Raw genomic sequence first — 26,671 nt, 5'->3', positions numbered from 1 at the left:
CAGACTCGAAGATCGGTGCCTGACACCTGTGGGTTTCATACGGCCGGCAACTTTGCTTACTTCACCGGCTTCTGCCTGACCAGCCGCTTGAGCGGCTTGCGCAGCGCCTGCACCCCGGCGGCGGTGCGCGCGGCGGCGAAGCCGCGGGCGAACATGATGTGCTCGCGCGCGATGCCGTTGCGGCCCGGGTGCTCGCCCAGCTGCGCCAGCAGGCCCTCCGCCACCGCCAGGTCGTTCAGCTCCCCCAGCCGGTCCTGCAGTGACGACAGGCTGGCGATGTAGCGTTTCGTCTGCCGGCCCGGCAGCACCGACTGGAAGAATTCCGCCGCATAGCGTGCCTTCTTGGCCGCGATGCGCACGCGATGGCGCGCATGGGCCGCATCCGCATTGGTCGCATCGACATGTTCCGAGTCGCCGGTCGGTGCTTGCGCGTGCGGCGCGCGCTCCAGCCCCAATCCCCTGGCACGCTTGCGCAAGCGGCGCTGCGCATGGGCCAGCAACGGCACGGCGCCCCGTTTGGCCTTCTGTTCCAGCGCCCCGGCCTCGAAATCGGGCTCGTCGCGCCAGCGGCGCTGCTCGAACCAGTCCTCCACTTCCGCCAGCAACTGGTCATGCACCGGGGCTTCCAGCGCGGCGCCCAGCGCCGTGTGGCTGCGTGCCGAGCGTTCCTGCGCGGCCGCCTGCAGCGGCGCGATCTGCGCGGCGGCGGCGCCCTCGGCATCGAAACCGGCCAGCGTGCTGGTGGCCAGCACGTCCCAGTCGCGCGTGGCGCCCAGCTGCTGCGCCAGCGCGTCCAGGCCTTCGCGCTGGCGCGCGGGCAGCGCGACCAGGTTGTCGAACAGGTCGAGCGCGGCGCGCAGGCGCCGCAGCCCCACGCGCATCTGGTGCAGGCTTTCGATCGAACGGCGTTGCGCGCCGGCCTGGTTGGCACGGATCTGGCGCAGGCAGTTCAGGCCGATGCGGCGGTAGGCGTCTTCCAGGGTCATGTCCCGTCGCAGGCGCACGGGTTCGGCTTTCACGGGCAAATCGGTCTTGGTCAGCATCGTCGGTTCCTTTCCGGTCGGCGGCGCGCGGCTGTCGGCAGCTGCGCCGCCATGATCGTTGCATGGGATTGGACTGAAGCCGCGCGCAGGCGGCGCGGCCGGACAGCGCATGGCGCGCTTCGTGTTGACGACAGCCTAGCACTTACCGGAAATGACCGGCGCCCAGCTGAGGGTTACAGCAGCTCCGGCGGTGCCGCCACGATGCGGTTGCGGCCCTGGCGCTTGGCGTCGTACAGCGCATGGTCGGCCGCGCCGATCAGGGCCGGCACCTCGGCCTGGCGGTCCGCCGCCAGGGTGGCGATGCCGATGCTGACGGTGACCTGCTTGTCCGGACCGCCCGCGTACTCGTGCGGCAGCGCCAGGCTCAGTACGCGCTGGTGCAGGGTGCGCGCCATCTGCATGGCCTGCTGGGCGTCGTTGTCCGGCAGGATCACGGCGAATTCCTCGCCGCCGTAGCGCGCCAGCATGTCGACGGAGCGCTGCAGCAGCGCCTGCAGTGCGCTGGAAACCTGGATCAGGCACTGGTCGCCCTGCTGATGGCCGTAATGGTCGTTGTAGGGCTTGAAGTAGTCGATGTCGATCATCAGGAGCGACACCTTGCCGCCGCCGCGCTTGGCGCGGCGCACTTCGCGGTCGATCGCCACGTCGAAGGCGCGCCGGTTGGCGATGCCGGTCAGGCCGTCCGAGAATGTCTGCATGCGCAGCAGCTCGGTCTGTTCGCGCAGCAGTTTCTCGCGCCCCGCCGCGAGGCTGACGTCGGACAGCTGGATCAGGCAATGGCGCGCGCCGGCGACGGTCAGCGGCGTGACGGCGACAGCCTGCTGCATCCGTTCGCCGCGCGCCTGCGCGGCCGGATTCGAATACAGGGGGAAGGGCGAGCGGTTCAAGGTCTGCGACAGCAGCGACGAGAAATTGTTCTGCAGTGCCTGCGTGACGGCAGCCTGCACGCGGGTGCCGCGCAGTTCCGGCAGCAGCTCGAACAGGTCGCTGCCCAGGGCTTCGTGCGCGGCGCAGCCGGAATGCCGGCTCATCCACTTGTTCCACAAGACGACGCGGCGGCCGGCATCGAGCACGATCGCGCCGACGCTGACCGCTTCCAGCACGCTTTCCAGCAACTCGAGACGAACGGAATCGGCCATGCTGTCAGTGCTGCCCCATCGCGCGGGCCAGGTAGCGGTCGATCTGTTCCTTCAGGTCGTGCAGCGCGGTCACGTCGAGGATGAACGCCACGTAGCCATGGATCTGGTGCTTTTCCAGGATGAAGTCGATGTGCAGCATCATGACCACCGTTTCGGCGCGGGCGCCGGTGGCATCCAGGATCTCGTCGCCGCTGCCCACCTGGTAGACGGGCAGGGAACCGTGCAGCTCGTGCTGGAACAGGTTGGCCAGCGTGCCGACGCAGGAATTCAGGATGATGTTGCCGATCTCGCTCATCGCCTCCTGTTCCATCTCCGTCAGCTCGTCCAGCGGCACGCTCTCGCCCACCATCAGGCGCACGATCTCCAGGCTTTTATCTTCCGGGAACATCAGGATGGCTTCGGTCTGGAAGGCGCCCTCGTAGTGCTGGCTGACGCCGCAGATGCGCGCGTCGTCGCGCGCCTCGGCCGTGCCGTTCCTGCGGTGCGCCTGCTCCAGCAGCTGGGCCGCCTCGCTGCGCGACAGGAAGGTGATCGAGGGCACCGACATCGTCACTTCCTCGCCGACGATGCCGCTCATCGCGGCCGCGGCCTGGCCGACGCCGATATTGAAGATCTCGACGAGGGCGTCGTGTTCCAGTTCGGACAGTTCGACCATGTCAGGCTTCCAGCGGCGCGATCAGGCGGGCGATGCGCTCTTCGGTGATGGGCTTTTCCATGAAGCCGATGCCCAGGTCCTGGGCGCGCTGGCGGGTGGCATCCTGCACGTTGGCCGTCAGCAGCGAGATGTGCGCCTGCGGCAGCAGCTTGCGCAGCTGCTCGGCCGCCGCCACGCCGCCCATGCCCGGCATGTTCACGTCCAGCAGCACCAGTTGCGGCTGCAGCGCCGGCGCCTGCGCCAGGGCATCCTCGCCATTGGCGGCCTCGGCAATAGTCCAGTCGGCGTGGCGCGCCAGGATATGCTGCCGCGTGACCAGGCGGGAAACACGGCTGTCGTCGACGATCAATACGGTGGTGTTCGGCATAAGCTTCTTCGAATGGCTGGTCTGGCGCCATTTTCGCACAACGGTCGCCCGTCCGGCGCCTCGGCGCACGGGGAAGGGCAGGGGAGGCGCTGGTAAAATGGCGGCAATCCCTGTCTCCCCTACCTTTTATTGCAATTATGACTCAAGACGAACTGAAACAAGCCACCGCCCGCGCCGCCATCGACTACGTCGTCGACGGCGAGATCATCGGTGTCGGCACCGGCTCGACCGCCAACTTCTTCATCGACGAGCTGGCCAGGATCAAGGACCGCATCAAGGGCACCGTGGCGTCGTCGGAAGCGACGGCCGCGCGCCTGGCCGGCCACGGCATCCCCGTGTTCGACCTGAACGAGGTCGAATCGATCGCCGTCTATATCGACGGCGCCGACGAGATCAACGCCCAGGGCGCGATGATCAAGGGCGGCGGCGCCGCGCTGACGCGCGAGAAGATCGTCGCTTCCGTGTCGAAGCAGTTCGTCTGCATCGCCGACGGCTCCAAGCTGGTCGAGACGCTGGGCAAGTTCGCGCTGCCGGTGGAAGTGCTGCCGATGGCGCGCAACGCGGTCATGCGCCGCCTGGCCGCGCTGGGCGGCCAGCCGAAGGTGCGCACCAAGGCCGGCTCGGACGAAGCGTTCGTCACGGACAACGGCGGCAACATCATCGACGTGGCCGGCCTGTCGATCACCGATCCGGTGGCGCTGGAAACGCAGATCAACCAGATCGTCGGCGTCGTCGCCGTCGGCCTGTTCGCCGCGCGTGGCGCCGACGTCTGCCTGCTCGGCACGGCGGACGGCGTGCGCAAGCTGCAGTACTGATCATGCGGCGCCTGGCGTGCTCTCTGGTGCTGCTGCTGGCCGCCTGCGCCGGCAAGGCGCCGGCGCCGGTGGTGATGGCGCCGGCCACGCCGGTCGTGGTCGGTCCCACGCACGACGGCACGCCGATCGAGACGGTGCCGTTCCGCTCGGGCGTCTCGTCCGCCACCGTCGAGCGCCTGGCGCGCCAGGCCGGCTGCACGGGCAGCCAGGGTGCCGGGCTCGTCTCCGAGCCGGGCCCGGTCGAGGTCTACCGGCTGCGCTGCGACGACGGGCGCACGTTCCTGGCGCGCTGCGAGTTGCGGCAGTGCGTGCCGATGCCCCGTTAGCCCTGGAAGTTGGGGACTGTCCCCAAAGGGGACTGTCCCCGGTTTTCACCTGCGACCCCAACCCCGCAATTTGATACCCCCCATCAGCGATTTTCGCAATTGCCGGCCCCGGCACGCCCTTCCAGAATAGCCGCAGCGCTTCCCCAACGCCCGAGTGCGCCAGGAGACACCGTGCCGGGCCCTTCATGAAAGGCAAAACAAGATGAGTGCATTGCTATCCAGGACCTTGATGGCGCTGGCGGTCGGCGCCACGCCAGCGGCTTTTGCCCAGAGCTGCGGCAGCGGCGGCGGCGCCACCGTGTGCCTGTCCGCCAGCGGCAGCGGCAGCGCCGTCCAGCTCAGCTGGACCACCAACGGCACGGTCAGCGCCGTCCAGGTCTACCGCGACACCGACAGCGACGTGGCTGGCCGCACCCGCATCGCCCAGCTGGCCGGCAGCGCCAGCGGCTACACGGACAGCGGCGCCGTCCCCGGCCGGGCCTACTGGTACTGGATCAAGTTCACGACAGGCGGCGGCAGCTTCAATTCCGGCGTCGCCAGGGCCGTGCGGGTGGGCGTCATGCGCAACCTCGCCAGCCCGCAGCTGGCGGCGACGATGGCGCCCGGCTGGAACCTGGGCAATGCGCTGGAGGCGATCGGCGGTACCTACGTGTGGGGCAGCACGAATTTCAACGAGGCGGCCTGGGGCAACGCGCCGGCCACGCAGGCACTGTTCAACGGCATCAAGGCGGCGGGCTACAAGAGCGTGCGCATTCCGGTCTCGTGGAAGCAGTATGCCGACGCCAACGACAATATCAGCCCGCAGTGGATGACGCGGGTGACGGAGGTCGTCAACTACGCCCATGCCGCCGGGCTGGTCGCCATGATCAACGTGCACTGGGACGGCGGCTGGCTGCAGCCGACCTATGCCCGCCAGAGGGAAGCCAACGCGCGCCTGGCGAAGTTCTGGACGCAGATCGCCAACAACTTCCGCAACCACGACGACACGCTGCTGTTCGCCGGCACCAACGAGGTGATGGTGGACGGCGACTACAACGCGCCGACGGTCGAATATTGCGACGTGCAGCGCGGCTTCAATCAGCTCTTCGTCGACACGGTGCGGGCCAGCGGCGGCAACAACGCCAGGCGCCACCTGGTGGTCCAGGGCTTCAACACCAATATCGACTACGCCAACAACTGCAACGCCACGCCGCCGACCGATCCGGTGGCGGGCCGCCTGATGATGGAAGTGCATTACTACGATCCGTACGACTTCACCCTGGACGCCAACTCGGGCAGCTGGAAGTGGGGCCAGGCCGCCAATCCGGGCGGCTGGGCCAACGAGTCGTACACGGACGCCCAGTTCCAGAAGATGAAGCAGCGCTTCATCGATAAGGGCATTCCCGTACTGCTGGGCGAATACGCGGCGATGCTGCGCACCGAATACGACGCGGCCGGCACCTACCGCAAGTACTGGGACCAGTACATCACCCGCTCCGCCTTCACGCACGGCCTGGTGCCGATGTACTGGGACAACGGCTCGCTGGAGAACCACCAGTCAGGCCTGTTCAACCGCGCCACCGGCGCGCTGGTCTATCCGGACGTCAGCAACGCCATCGTCAACGCCGCCAAATAAATTGGGGACAGACCCCATTTTTCAGGCAATAAAAAACGGCGCCGCGGCGCCGTTTTTTTATTGCAAAGCAGTCAAGCTCAGGCCGGTGGCGGCACGTAGCCCATCGCCTGGTCGGCGCCTTCGCCGAAGAAATGCTTTTCCATCTGCGCGGCCAGGTATTTGCGGGCGCGCACGTCCGCCAGGTTCAGGCGGTTCTCGTTGACCAGCATCGTCTGGTGCTTGAGCCACGCGGCCCAGGCTTCCTTGGACACGGATTCGTAGATCTTCTTGCCCAGCTCACCCGGGTACGGTGGGAAGTCCAGGCCTTCGGCTTCCTTGTTCAGTTTGATGCAGTGGACGGTACGGGCCATCGCGGGTGCTCCTGTGATTGTCGCAAAAAGGGAATTATAAGGTTTTCACCAGCACCTGGGACTTGCGCTGCCAGTTGTACATGCGCTGGCGGTCCTTCGGCAGCGCGTCCACGGTGGCGGGCACGAAGCCGCGCTTGATGAACCAGTGCGCCGTGCGCGTCGTCAGCACGAACAGCTTGGTGATGCCGGAGGCGCGCGCGCGGTTCTCCAGGTGCTTCAGGATGCGTTCGCCGTCGCCCTGGGCCTGCACTTCGGGGTTGACGGTCAGGCATGCCATTTCCGCCATTTTCTCTTCCGGGAACGGATACAGCGCGGCGCAGCCGAAGATCACGCCGTCGTGCTCGATGACGGAGAAGTAATTGATTTCCCGTTCGATCAGCTCGCGGCCGCGCTTGACCAGGGTGCCGTCCGCTTCCAGCGGCTCGATCAGCTTGATAATCCCGCCGACGTCCTCAATTGTGGCAGGTCGCAGGCTTTCCAGGTTCTCGTGGCTGATCATCGTGCCCACGCCGTCGTGGGTGAACAGTTCCAGCATGGCCGAACCGTCCATCGCGAACGGCACGATGTGCGAGCGCTCCACGCCGCTGTTGCAGGCTTTCACCGCATGCTGCAGGTAGAACGCCGTCTCGGGCGCCAGGAAGCCGGCCTGCAGCACGGCTTCGGCCTGGTGCGAGGACAGCTCGCGGATATCGGTGCCGGCCGCGTCGCGCATCATCTCGGTCTCCGTGATGAAGATGAGCTTATCGGCGTGCAGCGCCACGGCGGCGGAGACGGCCACGTCTTCCATCGTCAGGTTGAACGCCTCGCCGGTGGGCGAGAAGCCCAGCGGCGACAACAGGATCAGGCCACCGGTGCCGAGGATCGAGTGGATCGTCTCGGCATCGACCTTCCTGGTGACGCCGGTCAGTTCCAGGTCGACGCCGTCGATCACGCCCAGCGGGCGCGCCGTGACGAAGTTGCCGGAGATGATGCGTATCGCCGCGTTCGACATCGGCGTGTTCGGCAGGCCCTGGCTGAACGCGGCTTCGATATCGAGGCGCAGTTCGCCGGCCGCTTCCTTGGCGCATTCCATCGCGGCGGTGTCGGTGATGCGGATGCCGTTGTGGAAACGGCCTTCGACGTTACGCAGTGCCAGTTGTTCGGCGACCTGCGGGCGCGAGCCGTACACGACGACGACCTTGATGCCCAGCGCGTGCAGCAGCGACAGGTCGTGGGCCAGCACGGGCAGGGCGCCGGCCGCCACCAGTTCGCCCGGGAAGGCGATCACGAAGGTCTTGCCGCGAAAGGCGTGGATATACGGCGCGACAGAGCGCAGCCAGTGGACGAATTCGGTAGGGTTTTCCATTGGCCGCATTATAATTCGCTGCGCGGTTTGCGCCGCAAATCCATGTAAAAAAACAATGTCAGAAGCCAGCAAGCAGTCTCGTTCCCCCTCTTTTGCAACTCCCGCGGAGACGTCCGGCCAACCGCGCCGCCCGCGCGGCGACGGCCGCCGTGGCGAGCCGGCCCAGCGCCGTCCCGAAACGCCGGAGCAGGCGGCCGCGCGTGCGGCCCGTGAAGCCCAGCGCGCCGAGCGCGAGGCGGAGCGGGCCTTCCGCAACCCGCTGCCCCCGATCCGCTTCCCGGAAGACCTGCCCGTTTCGGGCCGGCGCGAGGAGATCGCCGCGGCGCTGCGCCAGCACCAGGTGGTGATCGTCTCCGGCGAGACCGGTTCGGGCAAGACCACCCAGCTGCCGAAGATCTGCCTGGAGCTGGGTCGCGGCCAGAATGGCCTGATCGGCCACACCCAGCCGCGCCGTATCGCCGCTTCGTCGACCGCCAAGCGCATCGCCCAGGAACTGGGCACGCCGCTGGGCGAACACGTGGGCTACAAGGTGCGCTTCAACGACACCCTGCACAAGGGCGCCTGGGTCAAACTGATGACGGACGGTATCCTGCTGGCCGAAACGCAAACGGACCCGCTGCTCAAGGCCTACGACACGATCATCATCGACGAGGCGCACGAGCGCAGCCTGAACATCGACTTCCTGCTGGGCTACCTGAAGCAGCTGCTGCCGCGCCGGCCGGACCTGAAGATCATCATCACGTCCGCGACGATCGACGCCGAGCGCTTCGCCCGGCACTTCTCGCAGGAAGGCAAGCCGGCGGTGCCGGTCATCGAGGTATCCGGCCGCCTGTATGCGGTGGAGATCCGCTACCGCCCCGTCGAGCGCGAAGCCATCGCGCTGCCGCCGGGCGCCAACGCGGCCAAGCCGCAGCTGCGCACGTCCGCCGCCGCGAAGGACAAGCGCGACCTGATGGACGCCATCGTCGACGGCGTCGACGAGGTCTGTCGCATCGGCCCCGGCGACGTGCTGGTGTTCCTGCCGGGCGAGCGCGAGATCCGCGACGCCGCCGAGGCACTGCGCAAGCACCATCCGCCGCACGTGGAGATCCTGCCGCTGTTCGCGCGCCTGTCCGTCGAGGAGCAGGACCGCGTGTTCCGCACGACCAATGCGCGTCGCATCGTGCTGGCCACCAACGTGGCGGAAACGTCGCTGACGGTGCCGGGCATCCGCTACGTCGTCGATGCCGGTACCGCGCGCGTAAAACGCTACAGCTACCGCAACAAGGTCGAACAGCTGCAGATTGAACCGGTCGCGCAGTCGGCCGCCAACCAGCGCGCCGGCCGCTGCGGCCGCGTGGCCGACGGCGTCTGCATCCGCCTGTACGACGAGGAAGACTTCAACCAGCGACCCAAGTTCACCGATCCGGAGATCCTGCGCTCGTCGCTGGCGGCCGTCATCCTGCGCATGAAGTCCCTGCACCTGACGGACGTGGAGACCTTCCCCTTCATCGAGCCGCCGCTGGCGCGCGCGATCGCGGACGGCTACCAGCTGCTGCAGGAACTGGGCGCGGTGGACGAGGACAATCGCCTGACGAGCCTGGGCCGCAAGCTGGCCAAGCTGCCGCTGGACCCGCGCGTAGGTCGCATGATCCTGGCCGGCCAGGAAAGCGCCTGCCTGACCGAGGTGCTCATCGTTGCCTCCGCGCTGTCGGTGCAGGACCCGCGCGACCGTCCGATCGAGCACCAGCAGGCGGCCGACCAGGCGCACGCCAAGTTCAACGACGACAAGTCCGAGTTCCTGTCCTACCTGAAGATCTGGCACTGGTTCGCGGATGCGATCGAGCACAAGAAAACCAACCGCCAGCTGCAGGACAACTGCCGCAGCAACTTCCTGTCGCAGCTGCGCCTGCGCGAGTGGCGCGACGTCCACTCGCAGCTGCTGACGCTCGTGAAGGAGCAGGGCTGGCGCCTGAACGAGGCGCCTGCCACGTACGAGCAGCTGCACATGGCGCTGCTGACGGGCCTCCTGGGTAACGTCGGCTTCAAGATGGAGGACGACCCGGGCTACCTGGGCGCGCGCGGCATCAAGTTCCACATCTGGCCCGGCTCCGCGCTGGGCAAGAAGGCCGGCAAGTGGGTGATGGCGGCCGAACTGGTCGAGACCACGCGGCTGTACGCGCGCACCATCGCGAAGATCGAGCCGGAATGGCTGGAGAAGGTCGGCGCGCACCTGCTGAAGAAATCCTGGGGCGAGCCGCGCTGGGAAAAGCGCCCCGCCCAGGTGACGGCGGCCGAGAAGGCGACCTTGTATGGCCTGACCGTGTACAGCCAGCGCCGCATCAATTACGCGCTGCACAACCCGGCCGAGGCACGCGAGATCTTCATTCGCGACGCGCTGGTGGCGGGCGACTACGACACGCGCGCGCCGTTCTTCATCCACAATCACAAGCTGGTGAAGGAAATCGAGACGCTGGAACATAAATCGCGCCGCCAGGACGTGCTGGTGGACGAGCAGCTGATCGAGGCGTTCTACGACAAGCTGATTCCGCACGACGTCGTCAACGGCGCCGGCTTCGAGGCCTGGCACAAGAAGGCCACGCAGGCCGACCCGAAGCTCTTGTACCTCGTCAAGGAAGACCTGATGCGGCACGAGGCGGCGGGCGTGACGACGGAGCTGTTCCCGAAGAAGATGCTGGCGGCGGGCGTCGAGATGAGCCTGACGTATCACTTCGAGCCGGGCACGGTGCGCGACGGCGTCACCCTGCACGTGCCGCTGTATGCGCTCAACCAGCTCTCGCGCGAGCGCTGCGAATGGCTGGTGCCGGGCATGCTGAAGGAGAAGGTGCACCTGCTGCTGAAATCCCTGCCGCAGAAGCAGCGCCGCCACATGGTGCCGCTGCCGGAGTACGCGGCCAGGTTCTGCGAACGCATCGCGGCCAGTAACGCGTTCGGGCGCGGCGATCTGATCGACGCCATCATCGCCGACATCCGCGAGCAGGTGACGATCACCGTGCTGACGTCGGACTTCAAGCCGGAGCAGCTGCCCGCGCACCACTTCATGAACTTCAAGGTGATCGACGAGCACGGGCGCCAGCTGGACATGGGCCGCAACCTGGCCACCTTGCAGGCGGAATACGGCGCGCAGGCGCGCCAGAGCTTCCAGAAGATGGCGGAGAGCGCGCCGCCGGCGTCCGCCAGTTCGCTGGCGCGCCTGAACGGTGGCGCAGAATCGACGAAAGGCGCGGCGAAAGGCGCCGCGCACGGCGGCATCGCCGGCGAGGTGAAAGCAGGCGGCAAGCCGGGCAGCGCGCCGCCGCCCACGCCGGCCGCGCCGCCGGCACCGGCCGCCGCGCACACCAACATCACGGCGTGGACCTTCGGCGAGCTGCCGGAGCTGCTGGAGATCGTGCAGGGCAAGCTGACCCTGATCGGCTTCCCGGCCCTGGTGGACAAAGGCACGCACTGTGATCTGGAGGTGTTCGACGACCCGAACGTGGCGGCGCGCACGCACCGCATCGGCCTGCGCCGCCTGTTCGCGCTGCAGATGAAGGACCAGATCAAGTTCGTCGAGAAGAGCATCCCGAACCTGCAGCAGATGGGCATGCAGTTCATGAGCATGGGCACGCAGGAAGAGCTGCGCGACCAGATCATCGCCAAGGCGATCGACATCGCCTGCCTGCAGGATCCGCTGCCGACGGACGCGGCCTCGTTCAACAAGCGCAAGGACGAAGGCAAGTCGCGCCTGGTGCTGCTGGTGAACGAGATCGCGCGCCTGGTGTCGCAGGTGCTGACGGAGTTCCACGGCCTGCCCAAGCGCCTGCAGGGCATCAACCCGCAGGCCGCCGCCGACATGCAGGAGCAGTTGAAGGGCCTGGTGCACAAGCGCTTCCTGCTCGATACGGAATTTGCCCAGCTGGCGCACTTCCCGCGCTACCTCAAGGCGATGAACGTGCGCCTGGAGAAGCTGCGCGCCGACCCGGCCCGCGACGCCAAGGCGATGGCCGAGTGGCACCAGGCCGCCCAGCCCTACCTGCGCGTGGCGCGTGACAAGTCGGCCGGCAAGAACACCGATCCGAAGCTGGTGGAGTATCGCTGGCTGCTGGAGGAATTGCGCGTGTCGCTGTTCGCGCAGGAGTTGCGCACGCCGATGCCGGTGTCGGTCAAGCGGCTGTTCAAGGTGTGGGAGTCGATGCAGCGGTAAAGGCGGTGCAGCCAGGACCCATGGGGACAGGCACCTGTCTCAGGGCCTTGACGGCCCTGAGACAGGTGCCTGTCCCGGTGGAGTAACTTCGGGGTCGGTCCCTTGCAGGGACCGACCCCATGCCGGGCCGTTACATCAATACTTCTTGTTCGGATCGAGGCTGCTGTTCTGGTTCGACAGTCCGCCCACCTGGTTGACGTTGCGGTCGGTCAGGTCCGATTCATTGCCCAGGTCCAGGCTGCTGCTGCCCAGGTTCGAGCCGCTGGCGCTGCCCAGGCTGCCGCTCTGGCTGGACAGGCCGCTGCCGCTGCCCAGGTTGCCGCTCTGGCTGCCGGACAGGCTGCCCGACGAGCCGGACAGGCTGCCGCTCTGGCCATAGCTGCTGCCGCTCTGCATCGTGCTGGTGCCGCTGCCCATCACGCTGCCGGTCGACGTCATCTGCCCCGGCATCGCCTGCTGGGTGCCGTAGAAGCCGTGGATCTGGCTGCCGAACTCGGCGCTGGCCATGTCGGGCCAGCGGTCCTTGTCGAAGCCCGGGGCGCTTTCCAGGCGCTCCTTCGACACGTCCAGGATGAAGCGCTTGTTGACGGTGTCGAGTTGCAGGGCCTGCCATGGCACGGCGAACAGCTTGTCGCCCATGCCCAGGATGCCGCCGAAGGACAGCACGGCGTAGGCGATCTGGCCGCTCTGCATGTCGATCATGATTTCCTTGATGTCGCCCAGGTCTTCTTCTTGGCGGTTGTAGACGTCCTCGCCCATCAGCGTGTCGGCGCCCATCAGGCGCGGGCCAGGGCCGTCGTTGGTACGGTCACGGTAAATGCCAAACGGGTCTCGGTCGAGATAGCTCATTATGGTCTCCTGTGAATCCAGTGGTGAAAAAGCCGCCGCATAGCCCGGCGGTGTGCATGCCAGAATAGCGCAAGCGGATTTTTTGTGCCCTTACCAATAGTCAATAGTGTGAGCCCACACGGGAGCGTCGGCATGGCAAGACGAGGCGGCAGGACAGGTGGCGGTGCGGCATTGTTGCGCAGCCTGGCAAAACTTGGACGAACCCAGCAGAGGGCGGCCGGGAAGGTCATGGCGGGGCTGTTGTCGTTACCAGTGGTTACCGCGCCACCGGTCCGCAAGGTGGCGCGCAAGCGGGCCGCGCCCCGGGCGCCGGCGGTGGCGCCGGGGAAATGGCTGGCCAGCCAGGAAGTGGTGGCCGTGCCGGGGCTGCCGCCCCGGCGGATGCGCTACTGGCTGTACCTGCCGCACGTGGTGCCGCAGCAGGCGCTCGACGAGGGCCTGCCGCTGGTGCTGATGCTGCACGGCTGCCACCAGAGCGCCACCGAGTTTGCCCAGGGCACGCGCATGAACCTGCTGGCGGAAAAGCAAGGCTACGCGGTGCTGTATCCGCAGCAGTCGACCAGCGTGCACGCGCAGCGCTGCTGGCGCTGGTTCGACCGGGCCACCCAGCAGGGCGGCGGCGACGTGCAACCGGTCGCGGCCGTGCTGGCACGGGTACTGGAGCGCTACCGGATCGATCGGCGCCGCATCTACGCCTGCGGCATTTCGGCCGGTGCCGGCATGGCGCACATCCTGGCGCTCAATTTTCCCGACCTGTTCGCCGCCGTGGGCCTGCATTCCGGTCCTGTGTTCGGGGCCGGCAATGGCGCGCTCGGTGCCCTGGGCATCATGCGCCATGGCGGCGGCAACCGCGCGGACGCGGCAGTGACGGAGGTGCTGGCGCGCCGGCCCGATTTCCCCGGCATGCCGACGATCGTCATCCAGGGCGCGGGCGACACGGTGGTGCGCTCGGTCAACCAGGATCAGCTGGTGCGCCAGGCGCTGTTGCTCAACGGCTTGCCGGCCGACACGCCGCCGCGCATCAAGATCGAACCGGCGGCCCGGCGCGGCGCGCGCAACGGCCACGAGGTGCGCGATTACCACCAGGGGCGCAAGCTGGTGGTGCGCGCCGCCCATATCGATCTGCTGGAGCATGCCTGGAGCGGCGGCGACCCGCGTTTGGCATTCCATGCCAAGGCGGGGCCGGATTCGAGCCGGATGATGCTGGCGTTCTTTGCCAAGCACAGGCGCTGACCCGCCGGGCCGACCCCGCGCACGATACCGTTGGGCAACTGTCTCATTTCAGACTTTTTTGATTTGGCCGTTTTCGCTTTTTATTCAATAGCTTAACTCGTTCATTTTAAAGCGATGGTTTAGACACTCTGACAAGAAAGTCCTTGTCAAACCCCGGTTCAGCGAGTACTGTATGCATATACAGTATATGAATATTTGCCATGTCAATTGCCTGCCTGCAACCGCGTCCTGACGCGCGCATTGATGTGCGCCGGGATGCACGCCCGGATGCGATCACCGCGCCGGAAGCCGTGCATCCTTCGCTGTGGCTTGCATCGCAACTGGCGCAATCGACCGAGCGCTGTGTCGACACCGGCCATCCGGCCCTGTCGGCCCAGTTGCCGGGCGGTGGCTGGCCGACGGGCACCTTGTTCGAACTGCTGTTGCCGCAGCCGGGCGTGGGCGAAATCCGCCTGCTGCGGCCGGCGCTGGCGGCGCTGGCGGCGGCGCAGCGTTCCATCGTGTTGTTGCAGCCGCCCCATGCGCCGCAGGCCCTGGCGCTGGCGGCATTGGGCATCGCGCCGTCGCAGCTGATCTGGATCCGCAACACGGGCAAGAGCACGGACGCGCTATGGGCGGCCGAGCAGATCCTGCGCAGCGGCTGCTGCGGCGCGCTGCTGCTGTGGCAGCAGCATGTGCGGGGCGAGGCATTGCGTCGGCTGCATCTGGCGGCGCAAAGCGGCGATACCCTGTTCTGCCTGCTGCGGCCGCTGGCGGCCGCGCAGGATGCGTCACCCGCGCCGTTGCGCCTGTCGCTGCGGCCGGCCGCGGGCGGCATGGAAATCGGTTTTATCAAGCGGCGCGGGCCGCAGCGGGAGGCGCCGCTGTTCCTTCCGTTGACCCCGTCTTTACTGCAACGACATGCGACTCTGGATCGGCCTGCACCTGCCCCGGCTCCCGCTCGAAGTGTTCAGCCCGCGCTGGTCGGCTGACACGGGCGCGGCCGTGCTGGAACACGAGGTGGTGCTGGCCGTATCAAGGCTGGCGCACCAGGCCGGCGTGCGTCCGGGCATGCGCCGTGGCGGCGCGTTGATGCTGGCACCGGAGATCGCGCTGCACGAACGCGCACCCGCGCAGGAGGCCGAGGCCCTGCACGCGGTGGCGCTGGCCCTGCTGCGCTATACGCCGCAGGTGACGGAAGGGGAAGAGGCGACGCTGCTGCTGGACGTGGGCGCCAGCCTGCGCCTGTTCGGCGGCATCCGCCGGCTGTGCGCGCTGGTGCGCGACAGCCTCGATGCATTGGGATTCACGGCGGTGCTGGGCGTGGCGCCCACGGCGCGTGGCGCCTGGCTGCTGGCACGCAGCGGCGCGGGACGTTCTTTAACAATCGAGCGAATGGAGCGCCGGTTGCAGGCCTTGCCGGTCAGCCTGCTGCCGCCGGCGCGGCCGTACCTGGCCTGGCTGGAGGGCATCGGCTGCCTGACGGTAGGGGAGCTGATGCGCCTGCCCCGGCCCGGCCTGCAACGGCGCTGCGGCCGAGCGCTGCTGGACGTGCTCGATGCCGCGCGCGGGCACACGGCCGAGATGTTCCGCTGGATCGAGGCGCCGCCCACCTTTCGCGCCAAGCTGGAACTGTTCGACCGCATCGAGAATACCGACCTGTTGCTGGCCGGCGCGCGCCGCCTGCTGCAACAGCTGACGGGCTGGCTGTGCGCGCGCCAGTTCGCCGTCGAGCGCATCAGCCTGCTGCTGGAACACGAACGGGGCAGGGTGGCGCGGCCGCCCACGGCGATCGACATTTTGCTGGCCGAAGCGGTCTGGCGCGACGAGCACCTGGTGCGCCTGCTGAAGGAACGGCTGGCCAAGCTGGCGCTGGAAGCGCCCGTCATCGGCCTGTGCCTGGAAGCGCCGCAGGTCAAGCCGATGGCACCGCTCAGCGACTCGCTGTTTCCCGAGCCGGGCGGCAGCAAGGCCGACCGCCTGCGCCTGTTCGAACTGCTGGTGGCCCGGCTGGGGGCGGACAACGTGCTGCAGGCGGCGCCGCGGGCCGACCATCGTCCCGAATATGCGAACGGCTGGGCGCCGGTGCAGGACAAACCGGCCAACGTGGCGGCGGCGCTGCCGCCCGGCAGCCTGCCCCGGCCCGCCTGGCTGCTGGCGAAGCCGATCCCGTTGCTGGTGCGCGACCACCGGCCGTTCTATTGCTCGCCGCTGCGCATGGTGTCGTCGGCAGAACGGATCGAGGCAGGCTGGTGGGGCGAAACGCAGACGCGCGACTACTTCATCGCGCAGGGCGAGGACAACGCCCACTACTGGGTCTACCGGGAACGGCTGACGGGCACCGACGAGGATGCGGAGCCGCGCTGGTACCTGCACGGGCTGTTCGGCTGATGGGGCGGAGCCCTTGCCGCCGGGGCGATTCCCGTGCACAGTACGGCTATCTCAACGAGCCAACGACCAGCGATGCAAGCGCAACGACTCGACTTTCCCGGTGCCGGGGGCACCATGCTGGCGGCGCGCCTGGACGCACCGGACGGTCCCATCCGGGCCTATGCGCTGTTCGCCCACTGCTTCACGTGCGGCAAGGACGTGTTCGCGGCCAGCCGCATCGCCCAGGCGCTGACGGCGCACGGCATCGCCGTGCTGCGCTTCGACTTCACGGGCCTGGGCGCCAGCGAGGGCGATTTCGCCAACACGAATTTTTCCTCGAATATCGCCGACCTGGCCGCCGCCGCCGACTACCTGCGCAGCACGCGCGCGGCACCGCAACTGCTGATCGGCCACAGCCTGGGCGGCGCGGCCACCTTGGCCGTGGCCGCCAGCATTCCGGAAGCGCGTGCCGTCGTCACGATCGCCGCGCCCAGCGATCCGTCGCACGTCACCCACCTGTTCGCCAGCCAGCTGGACGCGATCACCGCCGACGGCGAAGCCCAGGTGCAACTGGCCGGGCGGCCCTTCCGCATCACGAAGCAGTTCCTGGACGACGTGGCACAACACGCGCTGCAGCCGAAGATCGCGGCCCTGCGCAAGGCCCTGCTGGTGATGCACGCACCGGGCGACACGACGGTCGGCATCGACAATGCGCTGCACATTTTCGCGGCCGCGAAACACCCGAAAAGCTACATCAGCCTGGACAGTGCCGACCACTTGCTGACGCGGCGTGAGGACGCCATCTACGTGGCCGACCTGATCGCCGCCTGGAGCGCGCGCTACCTGCCCGCCACGGCGGAGAGCGCATGACGACCCCTGCGGCGCTGTACCGGCGGGCGACGGCGGCCGACATCCCGGCCATGTCGGCGATCCGCCTGGCGGTAACGGAAAACGTGCTGTCCGACCCCAGCCGGGTGACGTTGGCGATGTACGAGGATTACCTGGACCGAACCGGACGTGGCTGGGTGGCCGAGCTGGACGGCACGGTCGCCGCATTCTGCTACGCCGACCGCGACGGCTCGATCTGGGCGCTGTTCGTCCAGCCCGGCTGCGAGGGCAGGGGGCTGGCTACGCACTTGCTGGGGCTGGCAACGGATTGGCTGTTCGCCCAAGGCCACGAGCGCATCTGCCTGTCGACCGGGGCCGGTACCCGCGCCGACCGCTTTTATGCCGCGCAGGGCTGGCGGCGCAGCGAGTGCACGGGCGGGCGTGACCTGGAGTACGTATTGGAGCGCCCGTGCGCCGGCGGCCTTGGCGCGGCGCCGCCAGCGCGGGCAGCGTAGCGCACGTCAGCCCGGTGCCCAAGCCATTGCCTTGCGCACCGCCGGCCGACCGCCGACCAGCCCCAGCCAGCGCTGCAGCGAGGCCTTGCTTTCCAGTGTCGCGCCCAGCTGCGATCCAAGCCGCTCCGTCGCGGCCATGATCCACGGGTAGACGGCGATGTCGGCAATCGAATACTCGTCGCCGGCCAGGTATGCACCCTTGGACAGCTGCTTGTCCAGCACGCCCAGCAGGCGTTCGGCCTCCTCGACGAAATGCCCGGTGGCGTCGGCATTGTCCTGGCGCGAGAAAAAGCCCAGCTGGCCGAACATCGGTCCCACGCCGCCGATCTGCCAGTGCAGCCACGTCAGCACGCGGTAGCGGGCCAAGCCGGCCGCCGGCAGGAATTGGCCGTGCTTCTCCGCCAGATAGGTCAGGATGGCGCCGCTTTCGAACATCGTCAGCGGGCCGCCTGCCGCGTCGTCGTCCACCAGCGCGGGAATCTTGTTGTTGGGGGAAATGGCCAGGAAGGCCGGCTCGAACTGCTGGCGCTTGCCCAGGTCGACAGGAACGATGTCGTAGGGGGTGCCCAGTTCTTCGAGCAGGATGATGGGCTTGCGGCCGTTCGGCGTGGTCCAGGTGTGCAGCGTGATCATCGGCTTCTCCGTGGTTGCGTAAAGCAACTCTACCGAACGGAACGCAAAACGGGCGCACGCCCCATCGGAAGCATGCGCCCGTTCGTCCCGCCGCGAAGCCGGCCTTACTTGCGGCGTGTTTTGCGGCGTTACTTGACCGGCTGCAGGATGGCTTCCAGCCGGTCGCGCGTGCCTTCGATCCGCTCCAGACGCGGATACTTGAGACCGCCGTAATAAGGCAGGGAGACGGTACGGTAATCGTTGCCGCGCTTGACCAGCAGGTCGATCGGTTTCTTGTCCTTCGCCGCCGCCGTGATGGCCGCGCGCAGCGCCTCGGCCTTGTAGGCGCGGCCGTTGACGGCCAGCAGCGTCGTGTTGCCGGACAGGCCGGCCTGGAAACCCAGGCTGTCCCACACGATGCTGGTGATCTTGCCTTCGCTGGTCACGGAGAAGCCCAGCGAGAACTGGAAATTGGCCGCCTTGCTCTGCTCCTCGACACCCTTGAGGAACTCCGTCTGCGTGTCTGTGTAGACCAGCTTCCAGCCGGCGCGCGCCAGGCCGTCGAGCGGCGCCGGACCGGTTTCCTCGACCTTCTTTTTCAGGAACGGCGCCCAGTCGAACGCCTGCACGGCGTTCAGCGCCTTGACGACATCGTCGAACGTGTAGTGCTTGGCCACGTTGACGCCGTTGTCGACGCCGAAGAAGCCGCGCGCGAAGTCGTCCAGCGAGCGCTTGTCGCCGGACAGCTCGCGGATCTTCGTATCCACGTCCAGCCAGATCAACGCGCCTTCCGAGTAATAATCCTCGCTGCGCTGCCAGTTCGGCCAGACCTGCGGGCGGCGCTGGCTGATGATGGGGTCGTTGGTCGTGTCGACGACAGGGCGCCACGTGCGGCCCTGCACGTTGGCATAGGTGGCGGCGGTCGCGGCGATCATGTCGCGCACGCTGGACGCCTTGACCAGCCCGGAGCGGGCCGCCAGCACCTGGCCCCAATACTGGGTCTGGCCCTCGTACACCCACAGCAGGCTGTTTTCCAGCGGTGTGTTGAAATTAGGCACGTCCTGGCCTTTGGGCCGGCGGAACTTGCCGTTCCACGAGTGCGTGAACTCGTGCGGCAGCAGGGTGCGCACGGCCTCGGTCTTGCTCCACTCGGTGAAGTAATTGCTCTTGACGCCGTTCTCGCTGGACTGGTGGTGCTCGCGGCCCACGCCACCGAACTCCTCCGACAGCGCGAACAGGAAATCGTAGTGCGTGTAGTGCTGCGAGTCGAACAGCTTGTAGGCCTGCTTCACCAGCGCGCGGTGCAGCTCGATCTGTTCCGGCTTCGCTTCCAGCGCCTCGGCGGTGTCGGCCACGATGTTCAGGCGGACGGGAACTTTCGCGCCAGGGTCGAGGTCGAACCGCTTGAAGTAGCGCCCCGCAAACAGGGGCGAGTCGATGAAGGTTTCCAGGTCGGTCGTCTTGAACTGGATCTCGTCGCCCGTGCGCTGCGCCGTTTCCAGCGCCGTGCCGTACTGCCAGCCGGCCGGCAGGGTCAGCGTGGTCTGGATCGGGATGCGGCGCGTGTGGTAGCCGGCCGGGTACATCGTCATCGACTGCCACTGGATGCCGAGAATGTCCGGCGTTACGGCGATGCGGCCCTGGCTGCTCTCGGTAGGCGACAGGTGCTGGTATTCCACTTCGAGCGCCTGCGCATCCTTCGGCACCTCGACCTGGAATGCATACACGTTGAGCGGATCGCGTTTCCATGCCACCGGCTTGCCGTTGGCCGATACCTTCAGCCCGGCCAGCTGGTGCAGCGCGCCCGTCGGGCCGTGCTGGGCCGTGACCCATTGCGGGTACAGCAGGGTCAGCTTGCCGGGTTTGACGGGAATGGTTTCATGGATGCGGAAGATGTTGCGGGCCGTGTCGGAGGCATCGATCTTCATCCGGATGGTGCCCGGGTAGGGCTGGTCCAGCGAAGGCGGCAACGGGTCGGCCTTGGCGCAGAAAGCGCCGGCCAGCAACAGCGGCAGGATCGCTGCGCGCGGAACGGAAGACAGGGGCATGAGACGTGGTTTCAGAGTGTCCGAGGCGGCGAGTGTAGCACGTGGGAAATCTGAAATGTTTCAAAAAGTAACACCCAAATTTTTCGAAAAAAATCTCTTGAAACGTGTTTCGGGCGACCGTATATCGGATCCAGCGGTTGCCCAGACGGGGACCGCGGTTCAGAAGGTGGCCGTGATCGCAGCGATGCCGCTGTGATTGCCAACTGCCTTCCGGTATCGCTTAACTTTGAAAGGATATCCATCATGCGTACTTTTGACCTGACTCCGCTGTACCGTACCGCTATCGGCTTCGACCGCCTGGCACAGATGCTGAACAATGCCGAGGCTCAGCCCAGCTATCCCCCGTATAACATCGAACTCGTGTCCGAAGACCAGTATCGCATCGTGATGGCACTGGCCGGCTTCGACCGTTCGGAAATCGACATCACCAGCGAACGCGACACGCTGCACATCGTCGGCCGCAAGCAGAAGGATGGCAACGAACGCACCTATCTGCACCGCGGTATCGCGGCCCGCGATTTCGAGCAGCGCTTCCAGCTGGCGAACCATGTCAAGGTAACGGGCGCCTCCTTCACCAACGGCATGCTCACCATCGACCTGGTGCGTGAAGTGCCCGAAGCGCTCAAGCCGCGCAAGATCGCCATCGACGGCGTCATGAACTCCGACGTTCCCGCCATCGAAGAGCAGCGCGCGGCCTGACAGGCGATGAGCCCGGGGCCGGCAAGGCCCGGGCCACGCGGACGCGGCGTTCTGCCCCCCGCATGGGGTAGCGGCCGCGTCCACCGCCAGCCGATCCGTTCGGCTGCAGTGATTCTCTGATCGACTCGTTTTATGCACCCGCGGTCGCCCGCATGGGGGCCGCACCCATATCGCTTAATGAAAGGATATTGAAAATGCGTACCTTTGACCTTGCTCCTCTGTACCGTACCGCCATCGGCTTCGATCGCCTGGCCCAGCTGCTGAACAACGACTCGCAGCCCAGCTATCCGCCGTACAACGTCGAACTGGTCGGCGAAGACCAGTACCGCATCGTGATGGCGCTGGCCGGCTTCGACCGTTCCGAGATCGACATCACCAGCGAGCGCGATTCGCTCGTCGTGGTGGGCCGCAAGCAGAAGGAGGCCGTCGAGCGCACCTTCCTGCACCGCGGTATCGCGGCACGCGACTTCGAACAGCGCTTCCAGCTGGCCAACCACGTCAAGGTGTCGGGCGCGTCCTTCAACAACGGCATGCTGACCATCGACCTGGTGCGGGAGGTGCCGGAAGCGTTCAAGCCGCGCAAGATTGCCATCGACGGCGTCGGCGCCAATGTCACGGCGCTCGACGAGAAGCGCGTCGCGGCATAATGTGACGACAGCGGGCCCCGGTCCGCTGACCAGGCGGTAACCGCAGTACCAGGCCGGGGCGACCCGGCCTTTGTGCGTCTGGACGCTGGCAACGCGCAGGCCGGCGTGCGGCGCCGCCGCCACGTCGCTGGCGCGATTAAGGGGCCGCTAAGCTTGAAGCCTCATATTGTTGACATCGATAACCTGATTCAAGTGGAGTACAGCGATGAGCAAGAATACTGTTGTCTCGATGACGATGAAGCGCCTGGTGCTGACGCTGTGCGCGGTCGGCGTGCTGGGTGCCGGCGCAGCGATAGCAGTACAGCACAACAGCAAGGCGCAAGCCGCGCCCGCCGCCGCGCCGGTGGCGAGCAACGCGGCGCCGACGGCTGCCGTGCCGGCCAACGCGGCCGCGGGCGCCCCGGCGCCCACACCGGCGCCGATGATCGCCTTGCCCGACTTTAGCGTCATCGCGTCGCGCAACGGTCCCGCCGTCGTCAACATCAGCACGACCGGGCGGGTCCGCACCGGCTACGAGAACCGCGCCGAGCCGTTCGCCGACGACCCGTTCTTCGAATTCTTCCGCCGCTTCCAGGGCCCGCAACGCGGCGGTGGGGGCCGCGAGGTGCCCAGCCATGGCGTCGGCTCCGGCTTCATCGTCAGCGCCGACGGCATCATCCTGACCAATGCCCACGTGGTGCGCGATGCCAGCGAGGTGTCCGTCAAGCTGGCCGACCGGCGCGAGTTCCGCGCCAAGGTGCTCGGTTCCGATCCGAAGACGGACGTGGCGGTGCTGAAGATCGATGCGAAAAACCTGCCGGTCGTGCCGCTGGGCCGCTCCACGGAGCTGAAGGTGGGCGAATGGGTGCTGGCGATCGGTTCGCCGTTCGGCCTGGAGAGCACCGTCACGGCCGGCGTCGTCAGCGCCAAGGGCCGCTCGCTGGACGAGGGCAGTGTGCCGTTCATCCAGACCGACGTGGCCGTCAATCCCGGCAACTCCGGCGGCCCGCTGTTCAATACCAAGGGCGAAGTGGTCGGCATCAACTCGCAGATCTACAGCCAGACCGGCGGCTACCAGGGCCTGTCGTTCGCGATCCCGATCGATCTCGCAAACCGCATCAAGGACCAGATCGTCGCGACCGGCAAGGTGGTGCATGCGCGCCTGGGCGTGACGGTGCAGGAAGTGAACCAGAGCTTTGCCGACTCGTTCGGCCTGGCCACGCCCGAAGGCGCGCTGGTGGCGAACGTCGAGCCGGGCAGCCCGGGCGACCAGGCCGGCCTGAAGCCGGGCGACGTGATCCGCACCGTCAACGGCCAGAAGATCGTGGCCTCGGGCGACCTGCCCGCACTGGTGGCGCTGGCCAAGCCGGGCGACCAGGTGACGCTCGACGTCTGGCGCCAGGGCAAGGCCGTCAGCTTGACGGGCAAGCTGGGCAACGCCAACGCGCGTGCGGTGGCCAGCACCGACGAGCGGGCCCCGGCCGACAAGCTGCGCCTGGGCCTGGCCCTGCGGCCGCTCGATCCGCTGGAGCGGCGCCAGACCGGCCTGCCTGCCGGCCTGGTGATCGAGGATGCCGGCGGCGCGGCCGCCAGCGCCGGCGTGCAGCCGGGCGACGTGCTGCTGTCCGTGAATGGCCGCACGGTGACGTCGGTGGAGCAGGTGCGCGACGTGGTGGCCCGTGCCGACCGTTCGGTGGCGCTCCTGATCCAGCGCGGCGAGGAACGCATTTTCATCCCGGTCCGCCTGGGTTGACCGCCGTTCGGCTACACTGCGGTGCAATGCCGCCGTCCGGCGCAACGGGCGGCGGCCAATGAGTACAGAAAGGAATGGTATGCGGCTGTTGCTGGTGGAAGACGATGTGATGATCGGTGAAGTGGTACTGGACCTGCTCCGGGCCGAGCATTACGCCGTCGATTGGGTCAAGGACGGCGCGATGGCCGATACGGCGCTGCAGACGCAGACCTACGACCTGGTGCTGCTGGACCTGGGCCTGCCGCGCAAGGACGGCCTGGAAGTGCTGCGCTCGATGCGGGCGCGCAAGGAACTGACGCCGGTTCTGGTGGCCACGGCACGCGACGCCGTCGAACAGCGCATCGCCGGCCTGGATGCGGGCGCCGACGATTACGTGCTCAAGCCCTACGACCTGGACGAACTGCTGGCGCGCATCCGCGCGCTGCTGCGCCGCTCGGCCGGCCGGGCCGAACCCGTGTTCGAACACAAGGGCGTCTCGATCAATCCGCAAACGCGCGAGGTGCTGGCGGGCGGCCAGCCCGTCAACCTGTCCGCGCGCGAATGGGCGGTGCTGGAGGCGCTGATCGCGCGGCCCGGCATCGTGCTGTCGCGTGCCCAGCTGGAGGAAAAGCTGTACAGCTGGAAGGATGAAGTCAACAGCAACGCGGTCGAGGTCTACATCCACGGCCTGCGCAAGAAGCTGGGCAGTGAACTGATCCAGAACGTGCGCGGGCTGGGCTACATGGTGCCGAAAGTATGATGCCGAAGGTCAGCGTCTCGCACTCGTTGCGCGGCCGGCTGCTATGGTTCCTGCTGGCAGCCATCACGATGGCCGCGCTGGCGCAGGCGATGATCGCCTACCGCAGCGCGCTGCACGACGCCGACCAGATCTTCGACTACCACATGCAGCAGATGGCGCTGGCGCTGCGTTCCGGCGCGCCGCTGGCCAACTCCGTGCACGGCCCCAGCGCCGATCCGGGCAACGACGACATGGTGGTGCAGGTCTGGACGCCGGACGGCATCCAGGTATTTCGCTCGATCTCGCGCGCCGAGCTGCCGCAGCGCGCCGTGCTGGGCTTCTCCAACGTCAAGGCCAAGGGCACGACGTATCGCGTGTTTTCCGTCCAGACCAGCAACCAGACGGTGCAGATCGCCCAGGACATGGCCGTGCGCAAGCGCATGGCCGGGGCGCTGGCACTGCGCACCGTCGGCCCCATCGCGATGATGGCGCCGGTGCTGATGCTCGTGGTCTGGTGGGTCGTCAGCGGTTCGCTGGCGCCGGTGGCGCGGGTGCGGCGCCAGGTCGCGTCGCGCCAGGCGGACGACCTGTCGCCCGTGTCGGAATCGGACCTGCCGGACGAGGTCAAGCCCTTGGTGCATGAACTGAACCTGCTGTTCGGCCGCGTGCGCACGGCATTCGACGCGCAACAGCACTTCGTGGCCGACGCCGCCCACGAGCTGCGCTCGCCGCTGGCGGCGCTCAAGCTGCAGGTGTTGAGCCTGGAGCGGGCGGAGGACGCCGGCGCGCGCGCCGTCGCCATCGGCCGTCTCACCGCCGGCATCGAGCGTGCCACGCGCCTGGTCGAACAGCTGCTGGTACTGGCCCGCCAGGAAGCGGCCGAGGCGAAGCTGGAGCCCGTCAACCTGACCGACCTGGCGCGCCGCACCTTGGGCGACATGGCCAACGCGGCCGCCACGCGCGAGATCGACCTGGGCCTGCACGAGGCCGACGAGGCCGAGGTGCGGGGGCAGGGCGACGCGCTGCTGGTCCTGCTGCGTAACCTGGTCGACAATGCGCTGAAATACACGCCGGCCGGCGGCACGGTGGACGTATCGGTGCGAGCCGGCACCAACGGCGCGGGCGCCGCGCTGGTGGTCGAGGACAGCGGTCCCGGCATCTCGCCGGAAGAGCGCGAGCGCGTGTTCAACCGCTTCTACCGGGTGCCGGGCAGCACGGCCACGGGCAGCGGACTGGGCCTGGCCATCATCAAGGCCATTGCCGAACGCCATGGCGCCACCCTGACCCTGGACCAGTCCGCCCGGCTCGGCGGCTTGCTGGTGCAGGTGGCGTTTCCCGCCGCGCCGGCAAGCACCGGCAAGCCTGGCGCCGGCGCCAAGGCCCCTGCAGCGTGAACCCCAGGTCGGCTAGAATGTCGTCATTGACATTCAGCCAACAGGGCAGCGCATGAAGAAAATCGGTTTCTCGGGCACTCTGGACCCGATCACGAACGGCCATATGTGGGTGATCGGCGAGGCCCGCTCGATCGCGCAGGAAGTGGTCGTGTTCTTGTCGGAGAATTCGACCAAGCAGCCCAGGTTCTCCGCCGAGGAACGCCGCGCGATCGTGCTGGAAAGCTGCGCCGAGCGCCAGTGGGACAACGTGCAGGTCGTCATCGTCAAGAGCGACTACACGGCGCGGGTGGCGCGCAAGCACGGCATCGATTACCTGATCCGCGGCATCCGCACGACGGCCGATTTCGACTACGAGAACCTGATCCAGCAGACCAACGTGGAAGTGATCGGCGGCGCCAAGACGCTGTTCGTGATGCCGCCGCGCGACCTCGGCTCGGTCAGCTCCAGCTTCGTCAAGGCGCTCGAAGGCCCCGTCGGCTGGAACTGGACGATGAAGAAGTTCGTGCCCGGTCCCGCCTACCGCTCCTGGATCCTGGACTGGCTGCACAAGGAGTGGTTGTCGCTGTGGCCGGCCGGCGACGACGCGGCGGCCGCCAACGCGCAGGCCTGGTTCGCGCGCATGACGGGCGCGGATGCCTACGGCGGCGCCGAACGCCATTATCACAACCTCGATCACCTGGTTCACGGCCTGGCCGAGATCCGGGCCTGGAGCGCCAACACGCGGCCGGACAAGCGCGACATCGACATCGTGCGCGCCGCCTTCTGGTTCCACGATGCCGTGTATGCGCATGGCGCGGCCGACGGCGTCTCGAACGAGGAAGCCAGCGCGCGCCTGTGGCTGGGCAGCGGCTTGGCGGCGGACGCGGCGATGGCCGACGAGGTGGCGCAGCTGATCCGCGCCACCGATCATTTCCAGGGCGGCGCGGTCAGCCACCCGCTGAAGGACATCATGCTGGGCGTGGACCTGGCGATCCTGGGCCAGGACGAGGAGGTGTATGGCCACTACGCGCGCGGCATCCGCGCCGAGTACGGCCACTTCCCGGACGAGCATTACAACAGCCAGCGCGGCCAGGTCCTGGCGCACCTGCGCAGCAAGGCCGAGCAGCGCCAGTTGTACGTCGACCGCTGGTTCGCCGACCAGTACAACGAACTGGCCATCGTCAACATGACACGCGAGCTGGCCATGCTGGGCAGCTAGCAGCACCGGGA

General features: G+C 67.4%; 24 protein-coding genes. 15 read left to right on the top strand and 9 right to left on the bottom strand.

What is annotated here, in order from left to right:
• Positions 1 to 56: 56 nt before the first annotated feature.
• The 4 genes from E7V67_020190 to E7V67_020175 form a co-directional block, all read right to left on the bottom strand.
• Entirely contained in the window at positions 57 to 1,043 is a 987-nt protein-coding gene (locus tag E7V67_020190; protein WUR12002.1) for a CHAD domain-containing protein, read from the bottom strand.
• Between the two features lie 173 nt (positions 1,044 to 1,216).
• Positions 1,217 to 2,182 (bottom strand): diguanylate cyclase, encoded by a 966-nt coding sequence (locus tag E7V67_020185; protein WUR12001.1) that lies wholly within the window; start codon positions 2,180 to 2,182, stop codon positions 1,217 to 1,219.
• A gap of 4 nt (positions 2,183 to 2,186) precedes the next feature.
• On the bottom strand, positions 2,187 to 2,837 hold the full coding sequence (locus tag E7V67_020180; GenBank protein ID WUR12000.1) for a chemotaxis protein CheC: 651 nt from the start codon (positions 2,835 to 2,837) through the stop codon (positions 2,187 to 2,189).
• 1 nt (position 2,838) lies between these two features.
• Positions 2,839 to 3,204, bottom strand: coding sequence for a response regulator (locus tag E7V67_020175; protein ID WUR11999.1), 366 nt, complete (start codon positions 3,202 to 3,204; stop codon positions 2,839 to 2,841).
• Between the two features lie 137 nt (positions 3,205 to 3,341).
• On the opposite strand from E7V67_020175, the gene rpiA reads away from it, so the two are divergent.
• The 3 genes from rpiA to E7V67_020160 all read left to right on the top strand — a co-directional run bounded on the left by rpiA (position 3,342) and on the right by E7V67_020160 (position 5,960).
• Positions 3,342 to 4,019: a ribose-5-phosphate isomerase RpiA gene (rpiA, locus tag E7V67_020170; protein ID WUR11998.1), complete on the top strand. Its 678-nt coding sequence runs from the start codon at positions 3,342 to 3,344 to the stop codon at positions 4,017 to 4,019.
• 2 nt (positions 4,020 to 4,021) lie between these two features.
• The gene (locus E7V67_020165; GenBank protein WUR11997.1) at positions 4,022 to 4,345 is read left to right on the top strand and encodes a hypothetical protein; all 324 of its coding nucleotides are present in this window, start codon (positions 4,022 to 4,024) and stop codon (positions 4,343 to 4,345) included.
• Positions 4,346 to 4,547: 202 nt separating this feature from the next.
• The gene (locus E7V67_020160; protein WUR11996.1) at positions 4,548 to 5,960 is read left to right on the top strand and encodes a glycoside hydrolase family 5 protein; all 1,413 of its coding nucleotides are present in this window, start codon (positions 4,548 to 4,550) and stop codon (positions 5,958 to 5,960) included.
• Positions 5,961 to 6,037: 77 nt separating this feature from the next.
• Here the strand turns inward: E7V67_020160 and E7V67_020155 are convergent, their stop codons facing one another.
• Positions 6,038 to 6,310, bottom strand: a complete 273-nt coding sequence (locus E7V67_020155) for an oxidative damage protection protein (protein ID WUR11995.1) — start codon at positions 6,308 to 6,310, stop codon at positions 6,038 to 6,040.
• 34 nt (positions 6,311 to 6,344) lie between these two features.
• On the bottom strand, positions 6,345 to 7,655 hold the full coding sequence (argA, locus tag E7V67_020150) for an amino-acid N-acetyltransferase (protein ID WUR11994.1): 1,311 nt from the start codon (positions 7,653 to 7,655) through the stop codon (positions 6,345 to 6,347).
• A 55-nt stretch (positions 7,656 to 7,710) separates the two neighbouring features.
• Here argA and hrpA point away from each other — a divergent pair, with 55 nt between their 5' ends.
• Positions 7,711 to 11,838 (top strand): ATP-dependent RNA helicase HrpA, encoded by a 4,128-nt coding sequence (hrpA, locus tag E7V67_020145; GenBank protein ID WUR11993.1) that lies wholly within the window; start codon positions 7,711 to 7,713, stop codon positions 11,836 to 11,838.
• Positions 11,839 to 11,973: 135 nt separating this feature from the next.
• Here hrpA and E7V67_020140 read toward each other — a convergent pair whose 3' ends face one another.
• On the bottom strand, positions 11,974 to 12,687 hold the full coding sequence (locus tag E7V67_020140) for a PRC-barrel domain-containing protein (protein ID WUR11992.1): 714 nt from the start codon (positions 12,685 to 12,687) through the stop codon (positions 11,974 to 11,976).
• 240 nt (positions 12,688 to 12,927) lie between these two features.
• On the opposite strand from E7V67_020140, the gene E7V67_020135 reads away from it, so the two are divergent.
• The 5 genes from E7V67_020135 (at position 12,928) to E7V67_020115 (ending at position 17,612) form a co-directional block, all read left to right on the top strand.
• Entirely contained in the window at positions 12,928 to 13,920 is a 993-nt protein-coding gene (locus E7V67_020135) for a PHB depolymerase family esterase (GenBank protein WUR11991.1), read from the top strand.
• 200 nt (positions 13,921 to 14,120) lie between these two features.
• Positions 14,121 to 14,891, top strand: a complete 771-nt coding sequence (imuA, locus tag E7V67_020130) for a translesion DNA synthesis-associated protein ImuA (GenBank protein ID WUR11990.1) — start codon at positions 14,121 to 14,123, stop codon at positions 14,889 to 14,891.
• On the top strand, positions 14,821 to 16,290 hold the full coding sequence (locus tag E7V67_020125; protein ID WUR11989.1) for a DNA polymerase Y family protein: 1,470 nt from the start codon (positions 14,821 to 14,823) through the stop codon (positions 16,288 to 16,290). The genes imuA and E7V67_020125 overlap by 71 nt, the downstream gene beginning before the upstream one ends.
• 72 nt (positions 16,291 to 16,362) lie before the next feature.
• A complete protein-coding gene (locus E7V67_020120; GenBank protein WUR11988.1) occupies positions 16,363 to 17,139 on the top strand; it encodes an alpha/beta fold hydrolase in 777 nt (258 codons plus the stop codon).
• Positions 17,136 to 17,612 (top strand): GNAT family N-acetyltransferase, encoded by a 477-nt coding sequence (locus tag E7V67_020115; GenBank protein WUR11987.1) that lies wholly within the window; start codon positions 17,136 to 17,138, stop codon positions 17,610 to 17,612. Before E7V67_020120 ends, E7V67_020115 begins: the two co-directional genes overlap by 4 nt.
• 6 nt (positions 17,613 to 17,618) lie before the next feature.
• Here E7V67_020115 and E7V67_020110 read toward each other — a convergent pair whose 3' ends face one another.
• Positions 17,619 to 18,245 carry a glutathione S-transferase N-terminal domain-containing protein gene (locus E7V67_020110; protein ID WUR11986.1) on the bottom strand — a complete coding sequence of 209 codons (627 nt, stop codon included), beginning with the start codon at positions 18,243 to 18,245 and terminating at the stop codon, positions 17,619 to 17,621.
• Between the two features lie 128 nt (positions 18,246 to 18,373).
• Positions 18,374 to 20,272 carry a M61 family metallopeptidase gene (locus tag E7V67_020105; GenBank protein WUR11985.1) on the bottom strand — a complete coding sequence of 633 codons (1,899 nt, stop codon included), beginning with the start codon at positions 20,270 to 20,272 and terminating at the stop codon, positions 18,374 to 18,376.
• A gap of 243 nt (positions 20,273 to 20,515) precedes the next feature.
• Between E7V67_020105 and E7V67_020100 the strand changes: the two genes are divergently transcribed.
• From E7V67_020100 to coaD, 6 genes are all read left to right on the top strand, one after another.
• Positions 20,516 to 20,971 (top strand): Hsp20 family protein, encoded by a 456-nt coding sequence (locus E7V67_020100; protein ID WUR11984.1) that lies wholly within the window; start codon positions 20,516 to 20,518, stop codon positions 20,969 to 20,971.
• A gap of 194 nt (positions 20,972 to 21,165) precedes the next feature.
• Positions 21,166 to 21,618, top strand: coding sequence for an Hsp20 family protein (locus E7V67_020095; protein ID WUR11983.1), 453 nt, complete (start codon positions 21,166 to 21,168; stop codon positions 21,616 to 21,618).
• 205 nt (positions 21,619 to 21,823) lie between these two features.
• Positions 21,824 to 23,350 (top strand): DegQ family serine endoprotease, encoded by a 1,527-nt coding sequence (locus E7V67_020090; GenBank protein ID WUR11982.1) that lies wholly within the window; start codon positions 21,824 to 21,826, stop codon positions 23,348 to 23,350.
• 79 nt (positions 23,351 to 23,429) lie between these two features.
• Complete coding sequence (locus E7V67_020085) at positions 23,430 to 24,089, top strand: response regulator transcription factor (GenBank protein ID WUR11981.1); 660 nt, start codon at positions 23,430 to 23,432, stop codon at positions 24,087 to 24,089.
• Positions 24,089 to 25,462, top strand: a complete 1,374-nt coding sequence (locus tag E7V67_020080; protein WUR16318.1) for an ATP-binding protein — start codon at positions 24,089 to 24,091, stop codon at positions 25,460 to 25,462. Before E7V67_020085 ends, E7V67_020080 begins: the two co-directional genes overlap by 1 nt.
• Positions 25,463 to 25,514: 52 nt before the next feature.
• Positions 25,515 to 26,660 carry a pantetheine-phosphate adenylyltransferase gene (gene coaD, locus E7V67_020075; GenBank protein WUR11980.1) on the top strand — a complete coding sequence of 382 codons (1,146 nt, stop codon included), beginning with the start codon at positions 25,515 to 25,517 and terminating at the stop codon, positions 26,658 to 26,660.
• The last annotated feature ends 11 nt before the right edge of the window (positions 26,661 to 26,671 follow it).

It is taken from the genome of [Empedobacter] haloabium, assembly GCA_008011715.2.
GTDB lineage: Bacteria > Pseudomonadota > Gammaproteobacteria > Burkholderiales > Burkholderiaceae_D > Rugamonas > Rugamonas haloabia.
Note: the sequence above shows the minus strand (reverse complement) of the source record. Positions and strands in the feature narration are given on the sequence as shown.

Coding starts and splice junctions, on each gene's coding strand:
- argA (WUR11994.1), bottom strand. CDS start 7,655: ATGGAAAACCCTACCGAATTCGTCCACTGGCTGCGCTCTGTCGCGCCG.
- E7V67_020085 (WUR11981.1), top strand. CDS start 23,430: ATGCGGCTGTTGCTGGTGGAAGACGATGTGATGATCGGTGAAGTGGTA.
- E7V67_020140 (WUR11992.1), bottom strand. CDS start 12,687: ATGAGCTATCTCGACCGAGACCCGTTTGGCATTTACCGTGACCGTACC.
- hrpA (WUR11993.1), top strand. CDS start 7,711: ATGTCAGAAGCCAGCAAGCAGTCTCGTTCCCCCTCTTTTGCAACTCCC.
- E7V67_020110 (WUR11986.1), bottom strand. CDS start 18,245: ATGATCACGCTGCACACCTGGACCACGCCGAACGGCCGCAAGCCCATC.
- E7V67_020190 (WUR12002.1), bottom strand. CDS start 1,043: ATGCTGACCAAGACCGATTTGCCCGTGAAAGCCGAACCCGTGCGCCTG.
- imuA (WUR11990.1), top strand. CDS start 14,121: ATGTCAATTGCCTGCCTGCAACCGCGTCCTGACGCGCGCATTGATGTG.
- E7V67_020105 (WUR11985.1), bottom strand. CDS start 20,272: ATGCCCCTGTCTTCCGTTCCGCGCGCAGCGATCCTGCCGCTGTTGCTG.
- E7V67_020120 (WUR11988.1), top strand. CDS start 16,363: ATGCAAGCGCAACGACTCGACTTTCCCGGTGCCGGGGGCACCATGCTG.
- E7V67_020100 (WUR11984.1), top strand. CDS start 20,516: ATGCGTACTTTTGACCTGACTCCGCTGTACCGTACCGCTATCGGCTTC.
- E7V67_020080 (WUR16318.1), top strand. CDS start 24,089: ATGCCGAAGGTCAGCGTCTCGCACTCGTTGCGCGGCCGGCTGCTATGG.
- rpiA (WUR11998.1), top strand. CDS start 3,342: ATGACTCAAGACGAACTGAAACAAGCCACCGCCCGCGCCGCCATCGAC.
- E7V67_020095 (WUR11983.1), top strand. CDS start 21,166: ATGCGTACCTTTGACCTTGCTCCTCTGTACCGTACCGCCATCGGCTTC.
- E7V67_020160 (WUR11996.1), top strand. CDS start 4,548: ATGAGTGCATTGCTATCCAGGACCTTGATGGCGCTGGCGGTCGGCGCC.
- coaD (WUR11980.1), top strand. CDS start 25,515: ATGAAGAAAATCGGTTTCTCGGGCACTCTGGACCCGATCACGAACGGC.
- E7V67_020155 (WUR11995.1), bottom strand. CDS start 6,310: ATGGCCCGTACCGTCCACTGCATCAAACTGAACAAGGAAGCCGAAGGC.
- E7V67_020165 (WUR11997.1), top strand. CDS start 4,022: ATGCGGCGCCTGGCGTGCTCTCTGGTGCTGCTGCTGGCCGCCTGCGCC.
- E7V67_020115 (WUR11987.1), top strand. CDS start 17,136: ATGACGACCCCTGCGGCGCTGTACCGGCGGGCGACGGCGGCCGACATC.
- E7V67_020185 (WUR12001.1), bottom strand. CDS start 2,182: ATGGCCGATTCCGTTCGTCTCGAGTTGCTGGAAAGCGTGCTGGAAGCG.
- E7V67_020175 (WUR11999.1), bottom strand. CDS start 3,204: ATGCCGAACACCACCGTATTGATCGTCGACGACAGCCGTGTTTCCCGC.
- E7V67_020180 (WUR12000.1), bottom strand. CDS start 2,837: ATGGTCGAACTGTCCGAACTGGAACACGACGCCCTCGTCGAGATCTTC.
- E7V67_020090 (WUR11982.1), top strand. CDS start 21,824: ATGAGCAAGAATACTGTTGTCTCGATGACGATGAAGCGCCTGGTGCTG.
- E7V67_020125 (WUR11989.1), top strand. CDS start 14,821: ATGCGACTCTGGATCGGCCTGCACCTGCCCCGGCTCCCGCTCGAAGTG.